Origin of the sequence: Sulfitobacter guttiformis, assembly GCF_003610455.1 — a bacterium.
Lineage (GTDB): Bacteria > Pseudomonadota > Alphaproteobacteria > Rhodobacterales > Rhodobacteraceae > Sulfitobacter > Sulfitobacter guttiformis.
The window spans coordinates 12813-35503 of sequence record NZ_RAQK01000001.1; the positions used below are offsets into that span (position 1 = coordinate 12813).

At 57.5% G+C, this 22691-nt stretch carries 21 protein-coding genes; 9 read left to right on the forward strand and 12 right to left on the reverse strand.

The genetic code is table 11. From position 1 onward, the window contains the following. Nucleotides 1-21 precede the first annotated feature (21 nt). The 8 genes from C8N30_RS00060 to C8N30_RS00100 form a co-directional block, all read right to left on the reverse strand. Nucleotides 22-522: a hypothetical protein gene (locus C8N30_RS00060; protein WP_025062444.1), complete on the reverse strand. Its 501-nt coding sequence runs from the start codon at nt 520-522 to the stop codon at nt 22-24. Further along, entirely contained in the window at nt 522-1931 is a 1410-nt protein-coding gene (locus tag C8N30_RS00065) for a hypothetical protein (RefSeq protein ID WP_025062445.1), read from the reverse strand. The genes C8N30_RS00060 and C8N30_RS00065 overlap by 1 nt, the downstream gene beginning before the upstream one ends. Continuing rightward, nucleotides 1931-2296: a hypothetical protein gene (locus tag C8N30_RS00070; RefSeq protein ID WP_025062446.1), complete on the reverse strand. Its 366-nt coding sequence runs from the start codon at nt 2294-2296 to the stop codon at nt 1931-1933. Before C8N30_RS00070 ends, C8N30_RS00065 begins: the two co-directional genes overlap by 1 nt. A 372-nt stretch (nt 2297-2668) precedes the next feature. Continuing rightward, nucleotides 2669-5209 (reverse strand): DNA primase family protein, encoded by a 2541-nt coding sequence (locus C8N30_RS00075; protein WP_170151151.1) that lies wholly within the window; start codon nt 5207-5209, stop codon nt 2669-2671. Nucleotides 5210-5412: 203 nt separating this feature from the next. After that, nucleotides 5413-5658: a hypothetical protein gene (locus C8N30_RS00080; RefSeq protein ID WP_025062447.1), complete on the reverse strand. Its 246-nt coding sequence runs from the start codon at nt 5656-5658 to the stop codon at nt 5413-5415. A gap of 327 nt (nt 5659-5985) precedes the next feature. Then, nucleotides 5986-6477, reverse strand: a complete 492-nt coding sequence (locus C8N30_RS00090) for a hypothetical protein (RefSeq protein WP_025062449.1) — start codon at nt 6475-6477, stop codon at nt 5986-5988. Continuing rightward, the gene (locus tag C8N30_RS00095) at nt 6477-7829 is read right to left on the reverse strand and encodes a tyrosine-type recombinase/integrase (protein WP_025062450.1); all 1353 of its coding nucleotides are present in this window, start codon (nt 7827-7829) and stop codon (nt 6477-6479) included. The genes C8N30_RS00090 and C8N30_RS00095 overlap by 1 nt, the downstream gene beginning before the upstream one ends. A 523-nt stretch (nt 7830-8352) precedes the next feature. Beyond that, entirely contained in the window at nt 8353-9354 is a 1002-nt protein-coding gene (locus C8N30_RS00100) for an aldo/keto reductase (RefSeq protein WP_025062451.1), read from the reverse strand. Nucleotides 9355-9782: 428 nt separating this feature from the next. Between C8N30_RS00100 and C8N30_RS00105 the strand changes: the two genes are divergently transcribed. The 4 genes from C8N30_RS00105 (at nt 9783) to C8N30_RS00120 (ending at nt 14014) form a co-directional block, all read left to right on the forward strand. Continuing rightward, nucleotides 9783-10523 (forward strand): phosphatidylserine decarboxylase, encoded by a 741-nt coding sequence (locus tag C8N30_RS00105; protein ID WP_269667575.1) that lies wholly within the window; start codon nt 9783-9785, stop codon nt 10521-10523. Beyond that, nucleotides 10520-11251 (forward strand): CDP-alcohol phosphatidyltransferase family protein, encoded by a 732-nt coding sequence (locus C8N30_RS00110; protein WP_025062453.1) that lies wholly within the window; start codon nt 10520-10522, stop codon nt 11249-11251. The genes C8N30_RS00105 and C8N30_RS00110 overlap by 4 nt, the downstream gene beginning before the upstream one ends. Before the next feature lie 136 nt (nt 11252-11387). Then, nucleotides 11388-12773 carry a DUF1800 domain-containing protein gene (locus C8N30_RS00115; RefSeq protein WP_025062454.1) on the forward strand — a complete coding sequence of 462 codons (1386 nt, stop codon included), beginning with the start codon at nt 11388-11390 and terminating at the stop codon, nt 12771-12773. A 5-nt stretch (nt 12774-12778) separates the two neighbouring features. Further along, a complete protein-coding gene (locus C8N30_RS00120; RefSeq protein ID WP_322787429.1) occupies nt 12779-14014 on the forward strand; it encodes a DUF1501 domain-containing protein in 1236 nt (411 codons plus the stop codon). A 69-nt stretch (nt 14015-14083) separates the two neighbouring features. Here the strand turns inward: C8N30_RS00120 and ndk are convergent, their stop codons facing one another. Continuing rightward, the gene (gene ndk / locus C8N30_RS00125) at nt 14084-14506 is read right to left on the reverse strand and encodes a nucleoside-diphosphate kinase (RefSeq protein WP_025062456.1); all 423 of its coding nucleotides are present in this window, start codon (nt 14504-14506) and stop codon (nt 14084-14086) included. Between the two features lie 104 nt (nt 14507-14610). Here ndk and C8N30_RS00130 point away from each other — a divergent pair, with 104 nt between their 5' ends. The 3 genes from C8N30_RS00130 to C8N30_RS00140 are packed head-to-tail and all read left to right on the forward strand — an operon-like array spanning nt 14611 to nt 17734. Continuing rightward, the gene (locus C8N30_RS00130) at nt 14611-16473 is read left to right on the forward strand and encodes an ABC-F family ATP-binding cassette domain-containing protein (RefSeq protein ID WP_025062457.1); all 1863 of its coding nucleotides are present in this window, start codon (nt 14611-14613) and stop codon (nt 16471-16473) included. A gap of 17 nt (nt 16474-16490) precedes the next feature. Then, on the forward strand, nt 16491-17108 hold the full coding sequence (locus tag C8N30_RS00135; protein ID WP_037968335.1) for a MarC family protein: 618 nt from the start codon (nt 16491-16493) through the stop codon (nt 17106-17108). A gap of 44 nt (nt 17109-17152) precedes the next feature. After that, a complete protein-coding gene (locus C8N30_RS00140; protein WP_025062459.1) occupies nt 17153-17734 on the forward strand; it encodes a retropepsin-like aspartic protease family protein in 582 nt (193 codons plus the stop codon). A gap of 14 nt (nt 17735-17748) precedes the next feature. On the opposite strand, the gene C8N30_RS00145 is transcribed toward C8N30_RS00140, so the two are convergent. The 3 genes from C8N30_RS00145 to C8N30_RS00155 are packed head-to-tail and all read right to left on the reverse strand — an operon-like array spanning nt 17749 to nt 20323. Then, nucleotides 17749-18327 (reverse strand): YqaA family protein, encoded by a 579-nt coding sequence (locus C8N30_RS00145; RefSeq protein WP_025062460.1) that lies wholly within the window; start codon nt 18325-18327, stop codon nt 17749-17751. A gap of 58 nt (nt 18328-18385) precedes the next feature. Then, nucleotides 18386-18844: a DNA polymerase III subunit chi gene (locus tag C8N30_RS00150; RefSeq protein ID WP_025062461.1), complete on the reverse strand. Its 459-nt coding sequence runs from the start codon at nt 18842-18844 to the stop codon at nt 18386-18388. A gap of 3 nt (nt 18845-18847) precedes the next feature. Further along, complete coding sequence (locus tag C8N30_RS00155) at nt 18848-20323, reverse strand: leucyl aminopeptidase (protein ID WP_025062462.1); 1476 nt, start codon at nt 20321-20323, stop codon at nt 18848-18850. Between the two features lie 141 nt (nt 20324-20464). Here C8N30_RS00155 and lptF point away from each other — a divergent pair, with 141 nt between their 5' ends. Both lptF and lptG read left to right on the forward strand, forming a co-directional pair. Further along, on the forward strand, nt 20465-21595 hold the full coding sequence (gene lptF / locus C8N30_RS00160; protein ID WP_025062463.1) for an LPS export ABC transporter permease LptF: 1131 nt from the start codon (nt 20465-20467) through the stop codon (nt 21593-21595). Continuing rightward, nucleotides 21592-22689, forward strand: coding sequence for an LPS export ABC transporter permease LptG (lptG, locus tag C8N30_RS00165; protein ID WP_025062464.1), 1098 nt, complete (start codon nt 21592-21594; stop codon nt 22687-22689). Before lptF ends, lptG begins: the two co-directional genes overlap by 4 nt. Nucleotides 22690-22691 lie beyond the last annotated feature (2 nt).

The following is a 22691-nucleotide window of genomic DNA, read 5'->3' on the forward strand; positions in this document are numbered from 1 at the left end:
GCCGCGCAATGTGGTATTATATTACCGCAAACCTAAACGCGGCGCAACCTTTTCAGCCTTTTGGGGCGGCGTCGCTGTCGCGCTCGCGCCATTGCTGCCCGGCGCACCTCCACCGCTTGGCGGTCTCATCGTCGCGGCAAGATCGGGAACGGCCATCATTGCTTGGCGCAAGTCATCTGGCGTAAAGTTTGCCGGGCGGTCGCCTAGCGATACTGGGTTGCCGTCAACATCGGACAACATCGGCTTGCCGCTTTCGTCCAGACTCAACTTGAAATGCTCCTCCACAACCGAACGCATCACGCGCCAAGGAACCGAAAACATGCTGGCAACCGTGTTTTCTAGCGGCTCATCCAGCATGACGCGCTGCACATTTGCGGTCGCATCGTCGCGCGCAGTGTTTGCAGCGTCCCGTTCGCCTTCCAAAGTCGCAATGCGGCCCTTCAGCGTCTTGATATCGGCCAGCAACTCCGCGTTTTTCCGTAGCAGCCCTTCGATATTGTGTTCTGTGTTCTGGTCGCTCATCAGTATAAACCTTTCACGGTTGAAGTTCGGCTTGTGATATCTTTGCGCTTGTCGCTTCCCAGCAGCGCCACAAGGCCCGCCGCCGCGTTCGCGCGGTCGTCGTGTCCGCCGGGTGGGTGGTCGATCAGATCACGGCCCCCGCGCGAAGTGCGGCGCTCCAACGCGCAAAGCTGGCGTTCAATCATCGGGCATGGTGGCAATTCAACGCGCGCGGCGTTCAATGCTTGGCCCATGCTTAAATAGAGTTCGGAACGGGTGCCGGGCGAATCCAGATAAGCGACGGTGTGACGCCTGAATTCAGTGCGGACCCATTCCGCGCCGTAGCGGTCGCCATAAACCTTCGTGATACCGTAGGTTTTCAACAGCGCGCAATAATCTGCCGTGATCGCCGCCGGGTTGCCTTTGCGCCCCCGCACCGCATCAAGAATGATCGCCTCGCCTTTTTCGCGGTGTCCTATGGCAATCGTGAATTCATCGGCCCCGCCGCCGCTTGGATCCACAAAGGCCCAATACTTCACGCCACGCTGTCGCGGGATCTCCATAGGTTCTTGTCGCTGCGCCATCGCCACAAGCTCAAGCGAAAGGAAGGTTTCAATATCGCTGCGAAACTGCGCCAGATATTCAGCAGATGCCCGCGCCGCGTCGTCTTTCATCGCGTCATCAACTACCCGTTGCGGCAACAGCGGGTTCATTGTGCGGCTCGGTGCCTGCGCGACCAATACGCGGTCGCTGTCTTGCCCATAGTGCCGCCTGTAGGTGTCCCACAAGACGCCCCGCCGCGCATAGGGTGATGAGATACCAATCAACCGGCCACCAAGCGTTGCCAGCGCCGGACGTAGCGCCGCGATGATCTCTACATCAGGGTTCGCGCCTTCACTGTGCCAAAAGGCGATTTCATCCGCGATGACTGCGGCCAGCGTGTATCCGCGCACTGATCGGTGCGATGCCGTGGTGATCTCGATCACGGTGCGGTTGTTCAACTCGATCTGTTCGGAATTTTCGCGCAAGATCATGCGCCGCAACATCGGGTTGGAATTCATCAGACCGGACGTGTAGCGCATCACGGCCCGCGCCTGCTTTCGATCAGCGGCAATGACCATCACGGTAGCAATCTCGCCCGGTGCAAGGCTGTCGCGGTAGTCATGGAACGCGGCAAGGAACACCGCCAGAAAGCCCGCTGCATAGCTTTTGCCGCCACGCCTGCCAACTGCCAGCCATAACTCATCATGCGGCCCCTGTGGCGCTGTCTGGCGTCCTGTGAGCGTCTTGAACATGTCCAGTTCGGTGGCGTCCAGTTCCAGACCGTAGAAGCCGGATAGAAGGGCGCGCCATGCGGTGAAACTGTCGCCGCCGAATGTGTCACCGAACAAAGCCGGATCGGTCATGGCGGTGCGGATATCGACTGCCATCAGCCTGCGCGTCCTGCGATGTAGTCGGACAGGCTTGGCGTTACATCACGCGCGCGGCGTTCAAGCCCCAGATCGGCCAGCAGGCGGCGCATAGCGTTGCTTATGGTGGCATATTGCACCGCGTCGAATTCCTGCCCATTGGCAAGTTCCGTTTCCCGTGCCTCGGACCAGACGGCCAGCGTCGCGGCCCGTGCCAGCAGGTGCTTTTGTGCCTCGGTCAGATCGTCGCCAAGGTCGCGTTCAATGCCGGTGACGATCTCGCGGAACCTGCGCGCCATCATCGAACGGCCATCAACGCCAGCCAATGCAACCGCACCAGTTCCCCGGCGGGTGCTAAATTCGGGCGGTGGTGGTGCTTTCGCCATGCTAAGTGTAGCCTTTCTTTGTCGATCTGGCGTCATTAAGGGCAGAATTGAGGGCAGTTTAAAAACGTGTACCAGATTAACGCACTGTAATCTTTATTTCATTCTGTTAATTCGGTTTCCATATTGGGAACCGAACCGCCTGACTATCGGTCAGCGCAGAAAAAAGATGCGGAAAGATCGGTTTTGCGAACCGTTCGCAACTGCTATTCACGCCCATCAAGCGATGGGGAATCCGGCCACCGTGTGACAGGTGTGACGCATGTGACGCGTTTTCTTACTGTTACCGGGTACGGAAAAAACAATGTTCTGTAGAAACATTAAATTTCCCCATGATTAGTACAGTTAGATAATGCGTCACATCCGTCACATCCGTCACGCCCCCCAAGCGATGGTCGTCACCTTAAGGCCCGTAACATAGCGGGTGGTTCGATCTCGATCTGCCCCAAAGCCAAGCCGCGTGAGGCGATCTCGCAAACCCTTTTGGCTCATTGTCTTGGCGATGCCGTTATCTTGCGCCCATGTCTGGTAGGCTCGGAACACGTCGCCAACCGGCGTTCGCGCACCTTCAGAACGCTGGCAGTTATCATCAACGAATTGCGCCACCTGATCGGCCTCCAGCCGCCATTCCTTCTTTGCGGCTTCGGACGATTGCGGCTGCGTAAAGCCATCGGCCAAGGCGTTGGCGTACGCGTCCAGCGTCATATTGAGGATGCCGGGGAGTTCGGTCAGCAGTTTTTCCTTCAACAGCGGATCTTGCTCGTGCGTCGCAAAGGTCCGGTTGAATTGTAGAATCGTGGCCCGCCTGAATAGCGCCTCCGAGAAGTCGCGCGTGTGCGGCATGTGGTTCGTCCCAAACCAGCAGGTTGCGAACGGGCGCATCACAAAGGGGTTCTGGAATTTATGTTCCACCGTTGCCGGTTCCCCCGACGTGATTGCCTTCAATTCCGCATCTGCAATGACCTCACCTTGCTTCAATTCGGTGACGATATTGGCAAGCTTTTGGTGCAGGTGCGCGCGCTGGAACCTGTTTTCAAAGTTGGACGGCTGGACGCCTGCCACGTTCGTATGTCCTAGCAGCCCCTCCAGCACGGCCAACAGAACCGATTTGCCGTTCGCTCCCGGCCCTATGAGCATCACAAAGCGTTCGTGGCGCGCATGGCTCATCAGCGTATAGCCCATCAGTTCCAGCGTCGATTTGATCTTGTCGGCCTTGTCAGGGTCATCTTGAAACACTTGATCCAGAAACGCCCGGAACAGCGGCGCATCCGCGCTACGGTCATAGGCAACCGGGATCTGCGTTGTTCTGTAGTGTTCTCGGCAATGTGGCTCAAGATGCCATCCAACAACGTCGTCCAACTCAATTTCACCATTCAGGCAATTTACCGCTTCGGGGTTGCCCCGGTTGAATTCGTGCCCCGGCTTGAAAATCTCTGATTTCAAAACGTCTGTGACGCCATTTACAAGGCTGGCGGTCACGTCAACGCCCTCGGTATCAATCACGTTCTGCGTCGCTTGCTTTATTGCGCGGTCATCTTGTTGCGCCCACACGCCCGCATCCGACCACTGCCATATGAATGCATCCGCGCAGATTATGTTCTCGCGCCCGATGCCGCTTAACGTGACGCGGGCAAGATCGAGATGATCCGGGTCGTCGGTTTCGCTGCCGTAGGATGATTGATCGCGCAACGTGCCAAGCGGAACCTTGGTCGCATCTTTGATCGCACGAAAGATCGCGTCCTGCCGCATGGGGTTTAGTCCGGCGGCTTCGATCACGATTGCCTCCATGTCGTCGATCTGGCCCGGCTCTAACGCCTGCGCGGCCTCCATGAGTTCATCATAGCTGCGCGGCGCGACCCCATCGGCGCGGTTGCGGTCGCGTTCAGCTTGCATCTTTTCGGCCTCTGATCTGTTTGTTTCGGTTTCAATTGAGTAAAGGCCAAACCGCGCAAGATGCCCGGCTCTGAGGCGTCTTATCGTGTTGTGCGCGCGTTTGCGCAGTGCCGTCTGCCCGCTCGGTGCAGTCCATCGGTCATCGCCTACTGTCTCTTGGCAAAAACGTGGAAACGCCGCGTCGAAGATTTCGCCGCCAGTCGGGTCCGCGCCGTGCGCACGCTGATACTTGGCGAGTTCGGCCATCACGATATGCCGCCAAAACGCTTCGCGGCCATCGGTGACAAGGCCATCGGCGTTGCGGCTGATTTCGCCCGGCCCGCCATTGCCGCCGGTGCTGCCCTTTCCGGTCTTTGGCTGCCAGCCCGGCATAGGGGGAAGCAAAACAAGGCGACCAAGGTCTGCCTTTGGCGTTTCTTCGACTATGACCATGGTCAATTCGTCAACATAGCCTTTCGCCCGCTTTGCGGGGTCACTGATCCAGTTGACGGTGCCGCCCAGTCGTAGAATCCGCGCACTATCTCTCACTTTGTGATCGGCCCCTACATGCGCGACCAGCGCGCCAAGTGCTGCGGTGTATTCGTCGGGATCATCACAAAGTTCGCGCAGCGGTAGCCAATGGTGAACGCGTAGTTCGGGCTTGCTGCCGGTCTTGACGCGAATTGCGCCCTTGAAGTCTGCCCCCTTTATCCGTTCCGCTACGGCTTCAGCCGCTTCATCAGCTTCACACGCTGCAAAGGCTGCGGCGTAGAAGTCCAGTGTAGAGCCGCGCTTATAACGGTTCGCGTCTGGTGTGCGCATCGCTGCGCCGATGTAGAGGTTCGCGCCCTTACCATTCTGTTCTGCGGCAAAAGAGGCTGCGGCGTCGAGTTCATCCAAACCGAACAGCCGCGCGCGGTCCGGTGCCGGGCTGCCGGGTGCAGTATAGGCGATCTCGCAAAGCCCATCCTCGAATTCTGATTGCGAAAAAGGTGCAGCCCAAGCGTCAAGATGCTGTCGGATCGCGGTCAAGTCAGGCTTCATCAGGAAGCCCCCCAGATCATCGCTGCCAACAAATTGGCCTGCGCTTCGGTCAGCCCATGGGCGCGCATCAGTAGTTTGATTTGCAGAATTCTCATTGCTCATTACCTCGGTGATTGCCGAAAGCAACGGGCGGTGCTATATTCAGATTGAAGCCGTCCAAGCCTCGATTATCGTATTGCCCCGCCGTTGCCTTCGGTGGGGTTTTACTTTTTCGGATTACTCACGATTGCGCGCAGCTTGGCTTGTGCGTCACGACGTGCGCCTTCAGCGCGCAGTGCTTCGGCCTGTTGTTGACACCACGCGCCCATATCCTCGGCGGCTTCGGCAATGGCGGGCAGTGCGTCCGGGTATTGCTCAAGGCGCATCAGCAAGAATTGAAGCTGAACGCCGGGGTTCTCCCCGGCTCTTTCCATGGTGGCGCGCACGATCTGTTTATCCCAATCAAACATCACGCTGCCCCCCGCTGATCGGCTTCCCACGCATCAAGATCTGCCAAGCGCCAATAATTCAGGCGGTTAATCTGGATCGGTTGCGGGAAGCCCAAGGCCGGGTCGCGGACCCAACGCCAGATTGTAACGTGTGATTTCTGGTAACGGGCTTGGACTTGTGGGCCAGTTAGGAATGTTTGTTGTGTTGTCGGGATCTGCATGGTGCATCCTTTTCGGATTTGCCAACCGTTGAAGCGATATGTGAGCCACTTCGGTAGGCGTTTCGGATGCACAATAAATTTCACGAAACAGCACGCAGGCTGCGACAACAACTGAAAACAGTTTCTGTCAGTCGTAACCCGGTTCCTGTTCGTCTCGTTTGATCCGCGCCAGTTCGACCTTTAGGGCTGCGCGGCATTCCTTGGCGCGAGACGGCGCAATCTCAGACAGATCGCTTGCAGCCCAACGGATCAGGCTTTGATGAAAATAAAACCACCAGAATTCTATGCTGCCGTGCAAAACAGAACCTTTTTTTATGTCTCTCTCCACCGTCTTGGTTTTATCTGTTCCTTGTGCATCGCCATCACCGCGCAAAAGAACAATTTCATCAGCAGTCAACTTCCCATGTTCCGAAAGCACAAATGCGTCTGCAAACCGCTGAAAATCTCTGACTGGTTTTCGACCGTCTTTTTTTTGCCAAGGCTTTCCGCCCCGCTGGAATTCACGCGCACCATCGGCCATGAATCTTAATAGCCATTCGGGCGGCGTCTTGCCTTCCTCTACATGCAGAATGAATAGGCGCAGTTTATCGTCGATTCGTGGGAAGTGATTTTCGTTCATCACCGCGCGCCCATCTGCACAACCTTTTCAGGCTCTTTCCCCTGCACAAAGCCGCCCCAAGCGTCCATCATGTGACGCCGCTTCTCCACCTGTTCGGCGCGATTATATGCCTGCGCAACTTTGTTTCCTACCTTGTGGAATAGCGCGACCTCGGCCAAGTCACCATCAAAGGCGGTGCGCTCCGCTACCCATGTGCGGAACGCGCTGCGCATCCCATGTGGCACGGCTTGTTCGCCTGTCTTGGCGTCCACATAGCCCTTACCGCCTGCCCTAAGGTCAGCGTCGTGTATTGTCCGCATAGTCTTACCCATTGCAGCATCAGACAATGCCCCGCCACGCGGCGACCAAAACACGAGGTTTGATCCGGCCAGCCTTGGCAGGCTTTCCAGCAGCGCCAACATGCTATCTGTCAGCGGAATACGCTTGGCGGTGTCGCTGGCCGGTATTTTGGACGATTGCCTCCCCGGCTGGATCGTCCAAAGGCGGTTTTGAAGGTCGATTTCATCCCATGTGGCAAAGCGTATCGCGCCGGATCGCGTCGCGGTCATAGCTTGGAAGGCCAGCGCCTTGGCCCCCATGCCTTCGCGGCCTTGTAGCGCCTGCCACCAGCGCGCCACGTCATCAAGCTGCACTGCGGGGTAGTTCTCAGCACCCGATACCTTACCGGGCGCGGCCAATACCATGTCCAGATTCCCCTTCCATCGCGCGGGATTGTCGCCAGTGCGGTAGCCCTGCACTGTGGCGTAGGCCAGCACCTTTTCGAGCCGTTCACGCACCTTTACCGCTGTCACCGTCTTGTCGTCCCAAAGCGGGGTCAGAACGCGCAGAATGTCTTGCAAGCCTATGTCCTGCACCGCCATCTTGCCTATATCCGGCAATGCGTAAATTTCAACCGTGCGCTGCCATTGCTTCCGGTAACGATCCGTCGAGAATTCTTTGATCTTTTCGGCGGCGAATTTTTCCCATGCCTCGGCAAAGGTCATGCCCCTGCGCGCAGACGCTATAAGCGCAGCCTGTGTGGCCTTCTTCTCTGCTATGGGATCGATTCCCGCCTCAAGCTTGGCCTTGGCCTCTCTGGCCTTGTCACGTGCTGCGCCGGGCAACACATCAGGATAAGCCCCAAGGCCAAGTTCGCGCTTCTTGCGCCCCCGCTGGATCGTGCCATCTTTCAAGCGCGTCTCGGCCCATTCGCCGTATCGCGTCCGCAAGACCCATGATTTGGCACCGCTTGGCCATATTTGGATATGAAGGCCAGAGACGCCACCGACGGCCACCCTGACGGGCTTTGTGCCGCCGGGATGCTTCAAGCCCTTGATCTGTGCCGGTGTCAATTCTTTTGCACGTGGTGGCATATTAAACCGCCCTTTATTCTGCCCTTAACTATGTTCTGCAACTTAAGGGCATGAAAGGCTATGAACAAGGGGGAAGCACATATACCCATGAAATAAATAGGTTTTGTGCAGATCAAAGCTTTCATGAAAGCCCATTTAGGCTCCCGTTACCCGCTCCAAATCCATCAACAAATCATCAATGAGATTTTAACCGACATTAATTAGCCCTGCACAAAAAACCGCCGACCTTTCGGCGTGCACGCACAACCTGCTAAGGGCGTGGGACGCGTGATGTGCGCCACGGTATTTTCCCCTCATCCTACGCCTTGAACATCGCGTCAAATTTTCGCTCCCCTCCGCCTGCATCAAACGCTCGCAGCGGGCGCATAACGTCTTGTTTGACAGGCTGGCCCAGCTCCTCCAATATAATTTTAATGCGGATCGCGCCCCGGCCCATGTCTCACGGGTGAAGGCTTGGGACCGGTCAGGCGTCAAATCACCAGCTTTCCGGCCTTGTGCAAATGCTGGCCCGCATAACGCAAGCTCAGCAAAATCTTTCCGGTCCTGTCCATTGCGGGACGGAGTAGCGATCCCCGTGAGCCCATCCCACTGGCAAGACAGTTTCGATGGCGCGCAGGTCAGCAGCGCTCAGCCTGCGGTCCGAGGCTTCGAGAAGTTGCGCAAAATGGGCCACCGACCGCGTGCCGGGAATCGGCAACACGTGATCGCCCTGCGCCAGCACCCATGCGATGGCCAGCCCAGCCGCCGATAGCCCCATTTCGGCGGCGAGCGCCTGAAACGGACCCACTGCGGCGATGTTAGCGTCGTAATTTGGCTGCATAAAGCGCGGATTGCCAGCAAGAAACGGCAAGGTCTGCGCCGCCTCAAACGTCAGCGGTGTATCTGTCAGAAATGAACGCCCGACAGGCGAGAAAGCAACCAAAGCCACCCCGAGTTCGGCGCAGGTCTGAACCAGCCCCAACTCAGGCGCACGCGTAGATAGAGAATATTCCGACTGCACAGCCGCCACCGGATGAACCGCATGGGCGCGCCGCAATGAAGTTGGTGCGATCTCGGAAAATCCGATAGCCTTTACCTTACCTTGCTTCACAAACTCCGCCAGCGTGCCCGTGACATCTTCGATTGGAATTGCCGGATCACGACGGTGCACATAATATAGATCTACGGCGTCGACCCCTAGCCGCTTGAGGCTTCCGTCCAACTCTGCTTCAAGATGCGCCGGCGAGTTGTCAAATATATTGCCGGCCCCCTCCGGATTACGCCGTATTGCCCCTTTTGTAGCGATAAAAAAGTGGTCAAGCGCACCGCGATTGGCTGCGAGATAGCTGCCTATCACCGTCTCGGAGGTGCCCATACCGTATATGTTGGACGTGTCGATGTGATTCACCCCCGCATCGCGGGCAGCATCCAGAATGGCATGGCTGTCCGCCTCGCTGGTGGGCCCGTAAAAATTGGAAAATGACATTGCGCCGATCCCAACAGGATGGAGGGTGGGGCCATCGCGGCCTAATGTACGGTGCTTCATTTCGGGATTTCCTTCATCTTCGGGCAGATCGCCTACGTTTATATACTCTAGCGCACCATGCCCCGCGCAAGAATTGCGCGCAAACCTTGTTTAGCCCCCCCAACTTTGCCCGAGATCCCTGTGCCAATTGGTCCCACAGTCCTGCAATCGGCAGTTAGGGAGCCACTACGATCGACTTCATATGCACAAAATGAAGGGCGGCGTAGCGAGATAAGGCACAGAAAACGCTGCTAAGCACATTCAACTCTTTAAAAGCCCGCCGAAACTGTCGGGCGCAGACCCGCCGCTTTGCAAATGCCTCGGGCCGAAGACCCCAAACGATGGTGCGTTGACCATTTGGTCCCACGGTGAGAAGAGTTCACATCGTGAGGGCGAGCCGTGCACCCGCTTTGCATTCAGCCCTACGCTGGTGTTGTATGTGCTGACTGCTGCCTGCCTCTACCCTCTGTTATTCTGACCGGAAAGCCAAAAACATGAATATGCTGAAGATCGTCGCGGTGCCCATGCACAAAGAAGGCCGCAAATTTGTGGCGATATTTGCCGCAATCACGCTTGTGTTAGGCTTCATCTGGGAACCGCTTTTCTGGCTTGGATTGGGTGCAACGATTTGGTGTTATTATTTTTTCCGTGATCCGGTGCGCAGTATTCCCCAACAGGATGGCCTCGTTATTTCGCCCGCCGATGGTGTGGTGTCCCTGATAGAGCAGGTCGTACCACCCGCCGAGATGGGCCTCGGGACTGCACCGCTGACACGGGTATCGGTATTTATGAATGTGTTTAATTGCCATGTGAACCGTGCACCGATTGCGGGCAAGGTAGTCGATATTACCTATCATCACGGTAAATTCCTCAACGCGTCACTCGACAAGGCCAGCATCCACAACGAGCGTAACAGCGTCACGCTCGAGGCTCGCGATGGCACACGTATCGGAGTGGTCCAGATTGCCGGACTCGTTGCGCGCCGCATTGTGTGTTTCACCGAAGAGGGCGAAACCCTCGAGGCAGGTCACCGCTTTGGCTTGATCCGCTTTGGCAGCCGCCTCGACGTGTATCTGCCCGAAGGCATCGCGCCGCTGGTCGATGTGGGCCACACCGCCGTTGCAGGCGAGACAATCCTTGCCGATCTGAAAGCGCTCACGCAGCTCCAGCGCTTTGGCGTACCTGAATGACCGCGCCCTCCCGGATCAAGCTACGCCACATCGTGCCAAGCATGGTAACGGTCTTTGCGATCTGCGCAGGCATGACAGCGGTGCGGATGAACCTCGAAGGACGGATCGAGTTGTCACTCTACTTCGTTTTGCTGGCCGTATTTCTGGACGCCGCTGACGGTAAGCTGGCACGTTTTCTCGACAGTGCCAGCCCGTTTGGCGCCGAACTTGATACGCTGGCGGACTTTTTCAACTTTGGCATCGTTCCAGGCATGTTGCTGTACAATACGCTTTATATCGGCACGGCCTACGCCAGTCTGGGATGGCTGGCAATTCTGGTTCTGGCGGTCTGTTGCGCGTTGCGGCTGGCACGGTTCAACCTGTCGCTGCGCAGCGATGCAATCGCGCTCAAGCAGGATGACTATTTCGTCGGCGTGCCTGCACCTGCCCTCGCCTGTTTGGCGTTGATGCCGGTTTTCATGCATCTCAACGGTTGGGAAAACACCAATCTGCCTGTGCTGCGGGCGCTCTACATCATTGGTGTTGGCCTGCTCGCCGTGAGCACGATCCCGACAATTTCGATCAAACACGCCAGCATAAAACGCGCGCATCTGCCCTTTGTCATGGTCGCTGCGGTTCTTCTGGTGGTCGGGCTGATGGTCTATACGTGGCCCACAATGATTGCGGTAAATTGTCTCTATCTGCTTTCCCTGCCTGCGTTCTACTGGTCCCAGCACAAGAAAAGCTGAGGCTACTGACCGCAGGTTGGCGCCAGACGAGGGGCAAGCAGATATTCGCCACCCAAACCAGTAGCATCCACGACGTGCCTGTTTTGAGGTCAGGGCAGATGCTATAACCATACCTGTCCTACACAAGGAAACCGCGATGCGTTTTGACCCACAACTGGCCGACATCCGCTTTGGTTGTGGCTTGTCGCCCAGCATTGCACCTGCGCAATCCGCGCAGGAAATGCTGGACACATTGGCCAGCCCAGATGACATCGCCACCCGCTTCAAGGTAGAGACATCCGAACAATTTTCACTGCGCATCGCCGAGCGGATGAGGCTGACTAAAATCCGCCGCCAGAACCGCGGCAGTGAGGAAGGTCTGGCCGCGAAAAAAGCGGAGCGGCTGCAAAACCGTGATGCCCGCATCGCGCAGGCGGCCTGGATGGGCGAGCACCTCAACAGGTGGGTCTGGACAACGGCCCCCCTGCGAGAGCGCCTGTGTGTGTTTTGGGCTGATCATTTCACGGCCACTGGCAAGGCCGGCCTTTTGCGCCGTGCGGCCACGCCCTATGTCGAAACGGCTATCCGCCCTAATATCGCAGGCCGCTTCGAGGATTTGCTCCTCGCGGCTGTATTGCACCCGCTGATGCTCCATTATCTGGATCAGGAACGCTCTGTGGGTCCAAACTCTGTCGAGGCGGCGCGGGGCGGCAGGCTGACAGGTCTGAACGAAAACCTTGCCCGCGAAGTCATCGAGTTGCACACGCTAGGCGTGGGAGCACCCTATACCCAGACCGATGTGACGCAACTGGCAGAATTGCTGACGGGTCTGTCGATTGCCCCCCCCATGCGCCTGCATTTTCGTAAACGCCGCGCTGAGCCCGGCGATGAAACTGTGTTGGGCAAGACATATGGCGGCGACAATCCCCATATCCGCGACATACAGGCAGTGCTGGGCGATCTGGCGCGCCATCCGGCCACTGCCCGTCATATCGCCCGCAAACTTGCGGTGCATTTTGTGGCGGATGTTCCCGACCCCGATCTTGTAACCACCCTCGAGACACGGTTCCTTGAGACGGACGGTGATCTGCGCGAGGTGACGCTAGCGCTACTGAGCCACCCTGCCGCCCACACGCCTCAGCGCACCAACGTCAAACAGCCCTTTCATTTTATGGGCTCAGCCCTGCGCGCACTCGGCGTCCCGCCGGAAGGCATATCCGCCCTGCCAGAGCGAGATGCTCGCCGTATAATCGCAGCCCCGCTGGTTCAGATGGGGCATATTTGGGAAAAACCCGCAGGCCCCGATGGCCTGCCCGAAGCGGACAGTGCGTGGATTGTGCCGCAGGGCATCGCTTCGCGCTTACAATGGGCCATCACTGTGCCAAACCTGCTGATGCAGGAACTCCCGGACCCGCGTGAATTTGTTGACACCGCATTGGGCAACTTCAAGACACCCGCTGTCAGCTTCGCCGCCACCGCTGCCGAAACCCGTTGGGACGGGATTGGCCTTGTGCTGGCCTCGCCAGCGTTTCAAAGGACTTGAACACCGTGACCGACCTCATGAACCGCCGCGCATTTCTGACACGCACAGCCCTCATCGGCTGCTCGCTGGCGGCCAGTCCCTTGATGACGCCTGTCAGCTTTGCCGCGACACCGGGCGAAAACCGACTTGTCGTAATCTTGTTGCGCGGAGCGATGGACGGGCTGGATGTTGTGCGCCCTTACGGCGATCCCGCCTATTCGGCCCTGCGCGGCGATGCAGGGATAAACGACACCGATGGCGCGGCCGATCTGGACGGTTATTTCGGCCTTCACCCCGCGCTTCGTTCGCTGTTGCCCTTATGGCAACAGGGCCAGCTTGGCTTTGCCCATGCTGTTTCTACGCCCTACCGCAACAAGCGCAGCCATTTCGACGGTCAGGACATGCTGGAAGCAGGGATAGGAAGTGAGGCATTGACCAATTCCCGCGATGGCTGGCTCAACCGTGTATTGCAAAACCTACCCGGTGCGCGCGCCGAAACGGCCTATGCTATCGGCGGCGACCAGCTCCGCATCATGGGCGGACCTGCCAAATCACAGCGCTGGTCGCCTGACACGGATCTGGTGCTAAGCCCGCAAGCGATCGAGTTGGCGCAGCTTATCATGGCGGAGGACCCCGATTTCGATGCCGCCTTCCGGCAGGCAATGTCTATTGCTGACAATGACGGCGACGGTGTCGCACTATCAGGCAACCGCAGAGATATGATGCAAGCGGTCAACCAGAACGCCAAACACGATAAAAATAACAGCGCTGAGCGGCGGATCGCAGAGTTTGCCGGCAAACGCCTGCGCGAAGAGACCCGCATCGCGTCTTTTTCAATCAATGGTTGGGATACTCACCAAAATCAGGATCGCACGCTTATCCCTGCGCTGGGGCGGCTGGCAGAAACAATCCTGACTTTACAATCGACACTGACCGGACCGATCTGGAACAAGACGACTGTGGTTGCGGTAACAGAATTTGGCCGCACCGCGCGTCTGAACGGCTCTAATGGGACGGATCATGGCACCGGCGGGCTGATGGTAATGGCGGGTGGCGCCTTACGCGGCGGGCGCGTCATAGGCGACTGGCCCGGACTGGACGAAGGCCAACTCTTCGAGCGGCGCGATTTAATGCCCACCCGTGATTTGCGCGCCTATATCGGCTGGTTGTTGCACAGCCAGTTCGGTCTGGACTTTTCAACCATTGAAAATGCAATTTTCCCCGATCTCGATATGGGCAAAAATCCTGGCTTGATACTCTGAGCGCATTCTTGGCCCAATAAAAAAGGGCCGCCCGCAGACAGCCCTTGATCCTGACAAAGCAGTAAAAGCTTAGCCAACCAGCTCAAGGCCGGAAAAGAAATACGCGATCTCTTCTTTTGCAGTCTCGGGTGCATCGGAGCCGTGTACCGAGTTTTCGCCAACTGATTCCGCGAAATCGGCGCGGATGGTGCCGGCTTCTGCGTCTGCTGGGTTGGTTGCACCCATAACTTCGCGGTTTTTCGCGATTGCGTTTTCGCCTTCAAGCACTTGTGCAACAATCGGGCCGGAAGCCATAAATTCGCACAGCTCGTCATAGAACGGGCGCGCGGAGTGCACTTTGTAGAACTCGCCCGCTTGGGCTTTTGTCAGGTGAATACGCTTGGATGCGACGATGCGCAGGCCTGCATCCTCGAATTTCTTTGCAATAGCACCTGTCAGGTTGCGTTTTGTTGCGTCTGGTTTGATGATTGAAAATGTGCGCTCGAGAGCCATGGGTCGTCTCCGGTTTGGTGTTAAATCCGGCGCTGCCTAGCATGGCCCCTGCCCTATGAAAAGCGGCGATTGACGCCACCCGCTATCTGGGTCAAACCCCGCCCATGTTACGTATATCCGAGATCAACTATTCCGTCGAAGGCCGCCCTCTGTTCGAAGAGGCCAGTGCTGTCATTCCCGAAGGTCACAAGGTGGGCCTTGTCGGGCGCAACGGGGCTGGAAAAACCACGCTCTTTCGCATCATCCGCAAGGAATTGGGGCTGGACGCAGGTGAAATATCCCTGCCCAGCCGCGCCAAGATCGGCGGCGTTGCCCAAGAGGTCCCGTCCTCCGAGACATCGCTGATCGAGACAGTGCTTGCGTGCGACACCGAACGCGCCGCGCTGTTGATCGAAGCGGAAACCGCTAAGGATCCGGGCCGCATCGCGGACATTCAGGCGCGTCTGGCCGATATCGACGCATGGTCCGCCGAAGGTCGCGCAGCGTCGATCCTCAAGGGCCTTGGCTTTGACGATTATGACCAGCAACAGCCCTGCTCGGCCTATTCGGGTGGTTGGCGCATGCGTGTGGCCCTTGCGGGGGTGCTGTTTGCGGAACCTGATCTGCTGCTGCTCGACGAACCGACAAACTACCTCGATCTCGAGGGCGCGCTCTGGCTCGAGAATTACCTAGCGAAATATCCCCATACGGTCATTATCATCAGCCACGACCGCGGCCTGCTGAACCGTGCCGTGGGCGGTATCCTGCACCTCGAAGACAAAAAGCTTACCTATTATCAGGGCAACTACGACCAGTTTGCCAAAATGCGCGCCGAAAAGCGCGCACAGCTGAGTGCTGCCGCTAAAAAGCAACAGGCCCACAAGGCGCATATGCAAGCCTTCGTTGACCGCTTCAAAGCAAAAGCTTCTAAGGCCAAGCAAGCACAATCACGGATGAAAGCCATCGAGAAGATGGTGACCATCACCCCGCCAGAGGAAGCCGCGCGCAAGGTCTTCACCTTCCCGCAACCAGACGAGCTGTCACCTCCTATCATCAGCATCGAGAACGGCTCGACCGGTTATACCGAGGGTCAACCTGTGCTGAGCCGACTGAACCTGCGCATTGATCAGGACGACCGCATCGCCCTGCTGGGTAAAAATGGTCAGGGTAAATCGACCCTCTCCAAGCTGCTGTCGAACCGTCTCGTCCTGTTCGAGGGCAAGGCCGTAAATTCCAATAAACTGCGCATCGGCTTTTTCGCCCAGCATCAGGTTGACGAACTGATGATCGACGAAACACCGCTGCAACACATCATCGCTGCACGGCCCGGTGTGATGCAGTCAAAACTGCGCGCACAGCTGGCTGGTTTCGGCCTTGGCCCCGATCAGGCCGACACCGCCGTAGGGCGTCTCTCGGGCGGGCAAAAGGCGCGCTTGTCGCTACTGCTGGCCACACTCGATGCGCCACATCTGCTGATCCTCGACGAGCCGACAAACCACCTCGACATCGAGAGCCGCGAGGCGCTGGTCGAAGCGCTGACACGGTATTCAGGCGCTGTCATTTTGGTGAGCCACGACATGCACCTGCTGTCTATGGTCGCGGACCGTTTGTGGCTTGTGTCAAATGGCACTGTGGTGCCTTACGAAGACGACCTCGAAGCCTACCGCAAAATGCTGCTGACCGTGGAAAAACCTGTAAGTAAAAATGCACGCCCCAAGGTCGAGGCACCCAAGGAAAAGAGAGCCAGCCGCGAAGACATTTTGGCCCTCAAGGCCGAGGTCCGAACCTCGGAGGCGCGCGTAACCAAGATCAACGATATGCGTGACAAGCTTGCAAAGAAGCTCGCTGATCCTGCTCTCTACGAGAAGGACAAAGTGGGCGAACTGGAAGTCTGGAACAAAAAATACGCCGAAGTCATGGGCGCACTTGAGCGTGCCGAAGGTCTGTGGATGGATGCCGCGGGCAAACTTGAGAAAGCGCAGAATTGACCCTCGACACCGCGTATATGGTCACAGCATTCGTGACGATGCTGGTCGTGATCGACCCTGTGGCGATCGTGCCGATCTTTCTGGCTCTCACGCCTGGCATGAACAGCAAGCAACGCGCCCGCATCGCCTTGCGGGCCGTATTGGTGGCGGGTCTGCTGCTGGCGCTGTTTGCCTTTTTCGGCAAGGCGGTTCTGGGGTTTATCGGCATTTCCATGCCTGCGTTCCGCGTAGCGGGTGGCATTTTGCTCTTCCTCACTGCGATGGACATGCTCTTTGAGCGGCGTACAAAACGCCGTGAAGACAGCTCTGAAGTCGAAATAGAGCTTCACAATGATCCATCGGTCTTTCCCATGGCAATTCCGCTCATCGCGGGCCCCGGTGCCATAGCCTCGGTAATCCTGCTCGTCGGGCAAAAGCCCGGTGGCGAAGGGCTTGTTTCAATCCTTGGCATCACAGCAGTGATCCTTTTTATTATGTATGTATTTTTGCGGCTGTCCGGCGTCCTTGAGCGGTTTATGGGCAAGGTCGCGATCAATGTGGTTACCCGTGTGCTGGGCATGCTTCTGGCCGCACTTTCGGTGCAGTTCGTCCTTGATGGCCTCGCCGAATTCGGGTTTGTCGCCTCTCTTGGATAGTTGGCGTTAACGCCTATATTAGCGTCGACACATAAGGAGCGCGCATGTCCGGAGATAACATTGCAAGCCTGATCTATCTCGGCCTGCTGGGCCTCGCTATCGGTGGCTGGTTTTTTGCCGCAGGGCGCGAGGGGGTTGGAAAAACCCTCCAAATGGCGATGATTTGGGGATTTATCTTTCTTGGTGTGGTTGCGGGCTATGGTCTGTGGAACGACGTCCAGCGCCAGACAATGCGTGACCAGGTGCAGCAGATCGGCACCGGTCAGATCGCTGTGCCACGACAGCAAGACGGGCACTACTATCTAACATTAGCACTCAACGGCGAAAACATCCGATTTGTCGTGGATACCGGTGCGACCGACATGGTACTGACCCGTGAGGACGCCCGCCGCGCAGGCCTGGACCCCGACAAACTCAATTTCATCGGTACCGCCAATACTGCAAATGGAACCGTGCGCACAGCGCCCGTGCGTCTTGATACCGTGCGCCTTGGCGGGATTACCGATACGGATGTATTTGCTTCCGTCAATGGCGGTGCGATGGAAGGCTCCCTGCTGGGTATGGGCTACCTTGAAAAATGGGGCCGGATCGAGATCTCAGGCGGCGAATTACGCCTGACACGGTGATACGCAATAGCATCTCACAGCGTAAATAACTTGTAGAGACCCCAGCCTAACACCAGCACCCCTGCGCCCCAGAACACAACCTTGTGTCGCGGCACGCTAAGATGTGCCAAGCGGTTGCCGACACTCTGTGCAACAATTGCCAGCCCGAAATAGCGAAGCCCCCTGCTCAGCGCGATCGCCGCCAGAAATACGATATAGTTGCCGCCCGCTGCACCTGCCCCCAACGTAGCAAGTTGCATCGGAAGCGGAAGGAAAGACACGGCAAACACCGTCCAGAACAGGCCGCCCTCCTCCAGATCAGCAATCATATCGTCGAACAGCGCCCTCTGGCCCAAAACGTCGAGCACCGGAAGAACGACAGGATCTCGCAGCCAAAGCCCCACAAGATAAAAAACCGTCGCACCGACAAGAGAGCCGATCCAGATCCAGAATGCGATTTTCAATGCGCGTTTTGGATGTCCCACCATGAGCGGCACAATAACCGCCTCGAGGGGGAGTGGCACAGCAGTGCTTTCGGCAACGGACATCGCCAGAAGACCCGTGCGGTGGCGCACAAGGCGCTCCATCCAGTTCTGCTGATCTGTCTCACTCATGTTATTTCCATACTTCGGGACCGTCCCGAATGGTCGCAAGCTGCGCCGCCTTGCCATCTCATGCTTCTGCCTTCTTCTCCCACCGGCCCGACTCTTCGGACCAGTATTGCGCGCTCACCCCCGCACCTGTCAGCGTTTTCCACTGGCCACGCGCATGATTTAACTGCTCCTCGTCATAACCGTCGAAAAGTATGCAAACACGCTCCATGGCCGCAGCATCCTGCGCGGTGATCGGGGCAGAATGGACTGCCATAAGGCATTGCGCATTATTGGCGTTTGACCCATCAGTCCCCAGCAGAACCGGCTGCAACCCATCATGTGCCCCTCCCGCGATACCGTGCGGTAAAAAGCTGTCCTCGCCCCCGAGCCAAAGTGCAGCATCAAGCGCCTCCAGACCGGCGGGGTCGGTACCCCGCACCGACACCCGCCAGCCCGCAGTCAGCGATTTCTCTATCAGCATACGCAGCGTGTCGGTCAACGGGCGCTGGGTAAGATGATAGAACATCACCGCACCCATGGATCATTCACCTTCATAATTATCCGCGATCAAGCGATTCAGCGCGGCCACACCCCAGCCTGTAGCCCCAACGGGCGCGAGCGCCGTCTCCGATTTCACAGATGCTACACCAGCAATATCGAGGTGAATCCACGGACAGTCCTCTTTCACAAAGCGCTGCAAAAATTGCGCTGCTGTTATGGAGCCTGCCGCAGGTCCGCCGATATTCTTCATATCTGCGATCCGGCTTTTCAGCAGGTCGTCATAAGCCCGTCCCATCGGCATGCGCCACGCACCCTCGCCCTCGGCCTCGGCTGCCTTCAGGAAATCATTGCAAAAAGAGGTATTGTTGGAAAAGACGCCAGCATTCTCGTGGCCCAGACTGGTGATAATCGCCCCCGTCAGAGTTGCGAGGTCAATCATCGCGGCGGGTTTATACTGCTCTTGGGCATACCACATGACATCGCACAAAACCAAACGCCCCTCCGCATCGGTATTGAGGTTCTCGATAGTGTCGCCCTTCATCGAGACGACCACATCCCCGGGCCGTGAAGCGGTCCCGGAAGGCATGTTTTCCACGATCCCGACAAGGCCCACAACGTTGGCCTTTGCCCCGCGTAGCGCCAGCGTGCGCATCACACCTGCCACCACCGCTGAGCCGCCCATATCCATGGTCATATCACCCATATTCGCGCCCGGCTTGAGTGAAATGCCTCCCGTGTCAAATACTACGCCCTTACCAACAAGCGCGAGCGGCGCTTCGTCCTTTTTGCCGCCGTCCCAGCGCATAACCACCACATATGAGGGGCTCGCAGATCCCTGCCCCACAGATAAAAGCGTTCTCATACCGAGCTTTGTAAGCGCATCTTCATCCAGAACCTCGATCTTGAGGCCGAGGCTCTCCATCTCTTTCAAACGCTCTACATAGGTGGTGGTCGTAAGGATATTTGCGGGCTCGTTCGTCAGATCGCGGCACATATGCGCGCCCTCTGCCACAGCCATAAGCGTGGCACAGGCGGCCTCAACTTCGGCTATTTTTCCATGCATCACCTTCAACGCGCCGCTGCGGGTTGACTGGGCGCTTTTGTGATCTTCAAATACATAATCACGCATCGCAAATCCGAATACGACCTCCTGTGGCTGGCGCAACGGACCGCACAGCATCAGCAAATCGGCCGAACCGCCACGGGTTTTAGCCAATGCAGCGCCCGCTTTGCGCGCATCCATACCTTTGGCCCCACGCTCAAGCCGGACCACATCCACAGCATCCGCTTTCATCCCCGCCGGATACGACAGGCTCACAACATCGGCGTCTTTCATCTTGGCCCAGCGATCGCTCTCGACCAGCCGTGCAATCGCGCCCTTTGTCTGCCGGTTCACACGCCGCGCGGCAAGATCGAGCTTGCCCTCCGCATCTACAAATACGGCAACGCGCCCCGCGTGCTCCGCAATGGCATCAAGATCGGTCTCGGCAAAGGATATCGGGGTCAGTGCGGTCATGTGTCAGGCCTTTTTGCTATGTGTCGTCCCATGACCTAGCGCGGCAAGTCGGCCATGGCCAGATATGAGTTTAAGGTCCCGCGTGTTTAGGCTATTATCCGTAAAAAGCCGAAAGAGCGCGCGCAGTGGAGAGGAATCACAGTGGCAAAGTTTGACCGCTATATGCTGTCCCAGCTGCTGATCCTTTTCGGCTTTTTCGCACTGGTTCTTGTAGCGATTTTCTGGATCAACCGGGCGGTTGTCTTGTTTGACCGGCTCATCGGAGATGGTCAGACAGCCCTTGTTTTTCTTGAATTTACAGCGCTCGGCCTGCCCCAGTTAATCGCGACGGTCCTGCCCATTGCATCTTTTGCAGCTGCGGTTTACGTGACAAATCGCATGACCTCGGACAGCGAACTGACGGTGCTACAGGCCACAGGTTCCAGCCCGTGGAGCATCGCCCGTCCGGTTATGGTTTTTGGCCTGTGTGTGGCGCTTTTCATGGCAACGCTAAGTAATTTTCTGGTACCAATGGCGACTGCCCAACTCAAGGAACGCGAGCAGGACATCGCACAAAACGTCACCGCCCGCCTGCTAACCGAAGGGACATTCCTGCACCCGACGGATCAGGTCACCTTCTATACCCGCATCATCGATCAAGACGGCGTTTTACGCGATGTCTTTTTGTCAGATCGACGCAATCCCGAACAGGGTATCATCTATACGGCCTCCGAGGCCTATCTGCTGCGCAACGGCGATGCCACCACCCTGATCATGGTCGACGGGTTGGCCCAGCGGCTCGAACAATCAGGTCTTCGCCTCGCCACGGCGAAATTTGCGGATTTTTCGTTCGATATTTCTACACTTATGCGCTCGGAAACGGTGCAGCAAACGCGTATCGCAAATCTTACCACACCCGAACTTATTGCGGGTTGGGACACCCTTGCGGAGGCATCGGGGCGCAGTGAGGGCGCTATCGCAGAGGAGTTTCATTCGCGTTTCGCCCAGCCGCTGTTTTGTATCGTGGCCGCGCTGATCGGATTTACCACCTTGTTGATCGGCGGGTTTTCACGTTTTGGTGTCTGGCGGGAGATCATTATTGCTTTTGGCCTTTTGATCTTGCTGGACGGTGTACGCGGCACGCTATCGTCCCAAGTCTCCGATAATGCCGCCTTGTGGGCACTGCTTTATGTGCCGTCCTTGATCGGCGCACTGATTGCGTTGGTTATGTTAATGCACGCGGCAAATCCGGGCTGGCGCGCACGGCTCAAGCGGCGCGGGGCTGCCGCATGATCCTGCATTTCTATTTTGCGCGGCGTTTTGCCTTGAGCTTTTTGCTGATTACGCTGGTTCTATTCCTTCTGATCGCCCTCACCGGCCTGCTGGAAGAAGCGCGAAGGTCATTTGCAGATACGGTTACTTTTGGTGATCTGGTGACCCTGACGTTGTTGGACGCGCCGCAAAAAATTAATCTGATCCTGCCTCTCAATATGGTGCTGGCGACTGTGGTGCTGTTTTTGTCGATGGCACGCTCGTCGGAGATGGTTATCACGCGCGCATCGGGTCGCTCCGCGCTCAATACGCTGCTGGCGCCGCTGGTTGTGGCATTTTTAATCGGGCTGTTGGTGGTGGGCGTATTCAACCCCATCGTTGCCGCCACGTCCAAGCGCTACGAGGTCCTGTCCGATCAATACGCCAGTGGCGGTCGCGCGGCGTTGTCGATCTCGGCCGAAGGCCTTTGGCTGCGGCAGGGTACTGACGAGGGGCAAACGGTCATCCGCGCGTGGCGCTCCAACAACGACGGGTCTGTGCTTTATGATGTGACCCTGATCACTTATGCACCAGAAGGGGGGCCCGTGCGCCGAATTGAAGCGCAAAGTGCGACTTTGGGGCCAGACGGATGGAACCTGCGCAACGCAAAATCATGGCCCTTACAGGCCGGTGTCAACTCCGAAGGCAATGCCGAGAAATTCGAGACGCTCGCCATTGCCTCATCGCTGACCCCCGAACGCATCCGCGACAGCTTTGGCAAAGCGGGGGCGATTTCGATCTACGAGCTGCCCGATTTTATCCGCCAGCTTGAATCCTCGGGCTTCTCGCCGCGCCGTCACAAGGTCTGGCTACAATCGGAACTTGCGCGCCCTCTGTTCCTGATCGCGATGGTTCTAGTTGCGAGTGCGTTCACCATGCGGCATACCAGATCAGGAGGGACCGGCATTGCCGTCCTCACGGCAATCTTATTGGGGTTCGGCTTGTATTTCATTCGCAGTTTTGCGCAAATTCTGGGCGAAAACGGCCAGATCCCCGTGCTATTGGCTGCATGGGCGCCGCCGATGGCCGCGATCATGCTGGCCCTCGGGCTGCTGCTGCACCGCGAGGACGGCTGAAA

Coding starts and splice junctions, on each gene's coding strand:
- C8N30_RS00095 (WP_025062450.1), bottom strand. CDS start 7,829: ATGCCACCACGTGCAAAAGAATTGACACCGGCACAGATCAAGGGCTTG.
- C8N30_RS00140 (WP_025062459.1), top strand. CDS start 17,153: ATGTCCGGAGATAACATTGCAAGCCTGATCTATCTCGGCCTGCTGGGC.
- C8N30_RS00150 (WP_025062461.1), bottom strand. CDS start 18,844: ATGGGTGCGGTGATGTTCTATCATCTTACCCAGCGCCCGTTGACCGAC.
- C8N30_RS00080 (WP_025062447.1), bottom strand. CDS start 5,658: ATGTTTGATTGGGATAAACAGATCGTGCGCGCCACCATGGAAAGAGCC.
- C8N30_RS00110 (WP_025062453.1), top strand. CDS start 10,520: ATGACCGCGCCCTCCCGGATCAAGCTACGCCACATCGTGCCAAGCATG.
- C8N30_RS00135 (WP_037968335.1), top strand. CDS start 16,491: ATGGTCACAGCATTCGTGACGATGCTGGTCGTGATCGACCCTGTGGCG.
- C8N30_RS00145 (WP_025062460.1), bottom strand. CDS start 18,327: ATGAGTGAGACAGATCAGCAGAACTGGATGGAGCGCCTTGTGCGCCAC.
- C8N30_RS00155 (WP_025062462.1), bottom strand. CDS start 20,323: ATGACCGCACTGACCCCGATATCCTTTGCCGAGACCGATCTTGATGCC.
- C8N30_RS00065 (WP_025062445.1), bottom strand. CDS start 1,931: ATGGCAGTCGATATCCGCACCGCCATGACCGATCCGGCTTTGTTCGGT.
- C8N30_RS00060 (WP_025062444.1), bottom strand. CDS start 522: ATGAGCGACCAGAACACAGAACACAATATCGAAGGGCTGCTACGGAAA.
- C8N30_RS00075 (WP_170151151.1), bottom strand. CDS start 5,209: ATGAAGCCTGACTTGACCGCGATCCGACAGCATCTTGACGCTTGGGCT.
- C8N30_RS00100 (WP_025062451.1), bottom strand. CDS start 9,354: ATGAAGCACCGTACATTAGGCCGCGATGGCCCCACCCTCCATCCTGTT.
- C8N30_RS00070 (WP_025062446.1), bottom strand. CDS start 2,296: ATGGCGAAAGCACCACCACCGCCCGAATTTAGCACCCGCCGGGGAACT.
- C8N30_RS00090 (WP_025062449.1), bottom strand. CDS start 6,477: ATGAACGAAAATCACTTCCCACGAATCGACGATAAACTGCGCCTATTC.
- C8N30_RS00130 (WP_025062457.1), top strand. CDS start 14,611: ATGTTACGTATATCCGAGATCAACTATTCCGTCGAAGGCCGCCCTCTG.
- lptG (WP_025062464.1), top strand. CDS start 21,592: ATGATCCTGCATTTCTATTTTGCGCGGCGTTTTGCCTTGAGCTTTTTG.
- ndk (WP_025062456.1), bottom strand. CDS start 14,506: ATGGCTCTCGAGCGCACATTTTCAATCATCAAACCAGACGCAACAAAA.
- C8N30_RS00115 (WP_025062454.1), top strand. CDS start 11,388: ATGCGTTTTGACCCACAACTGGCCGACATCCGCTTTGGTTGTGGCTTG.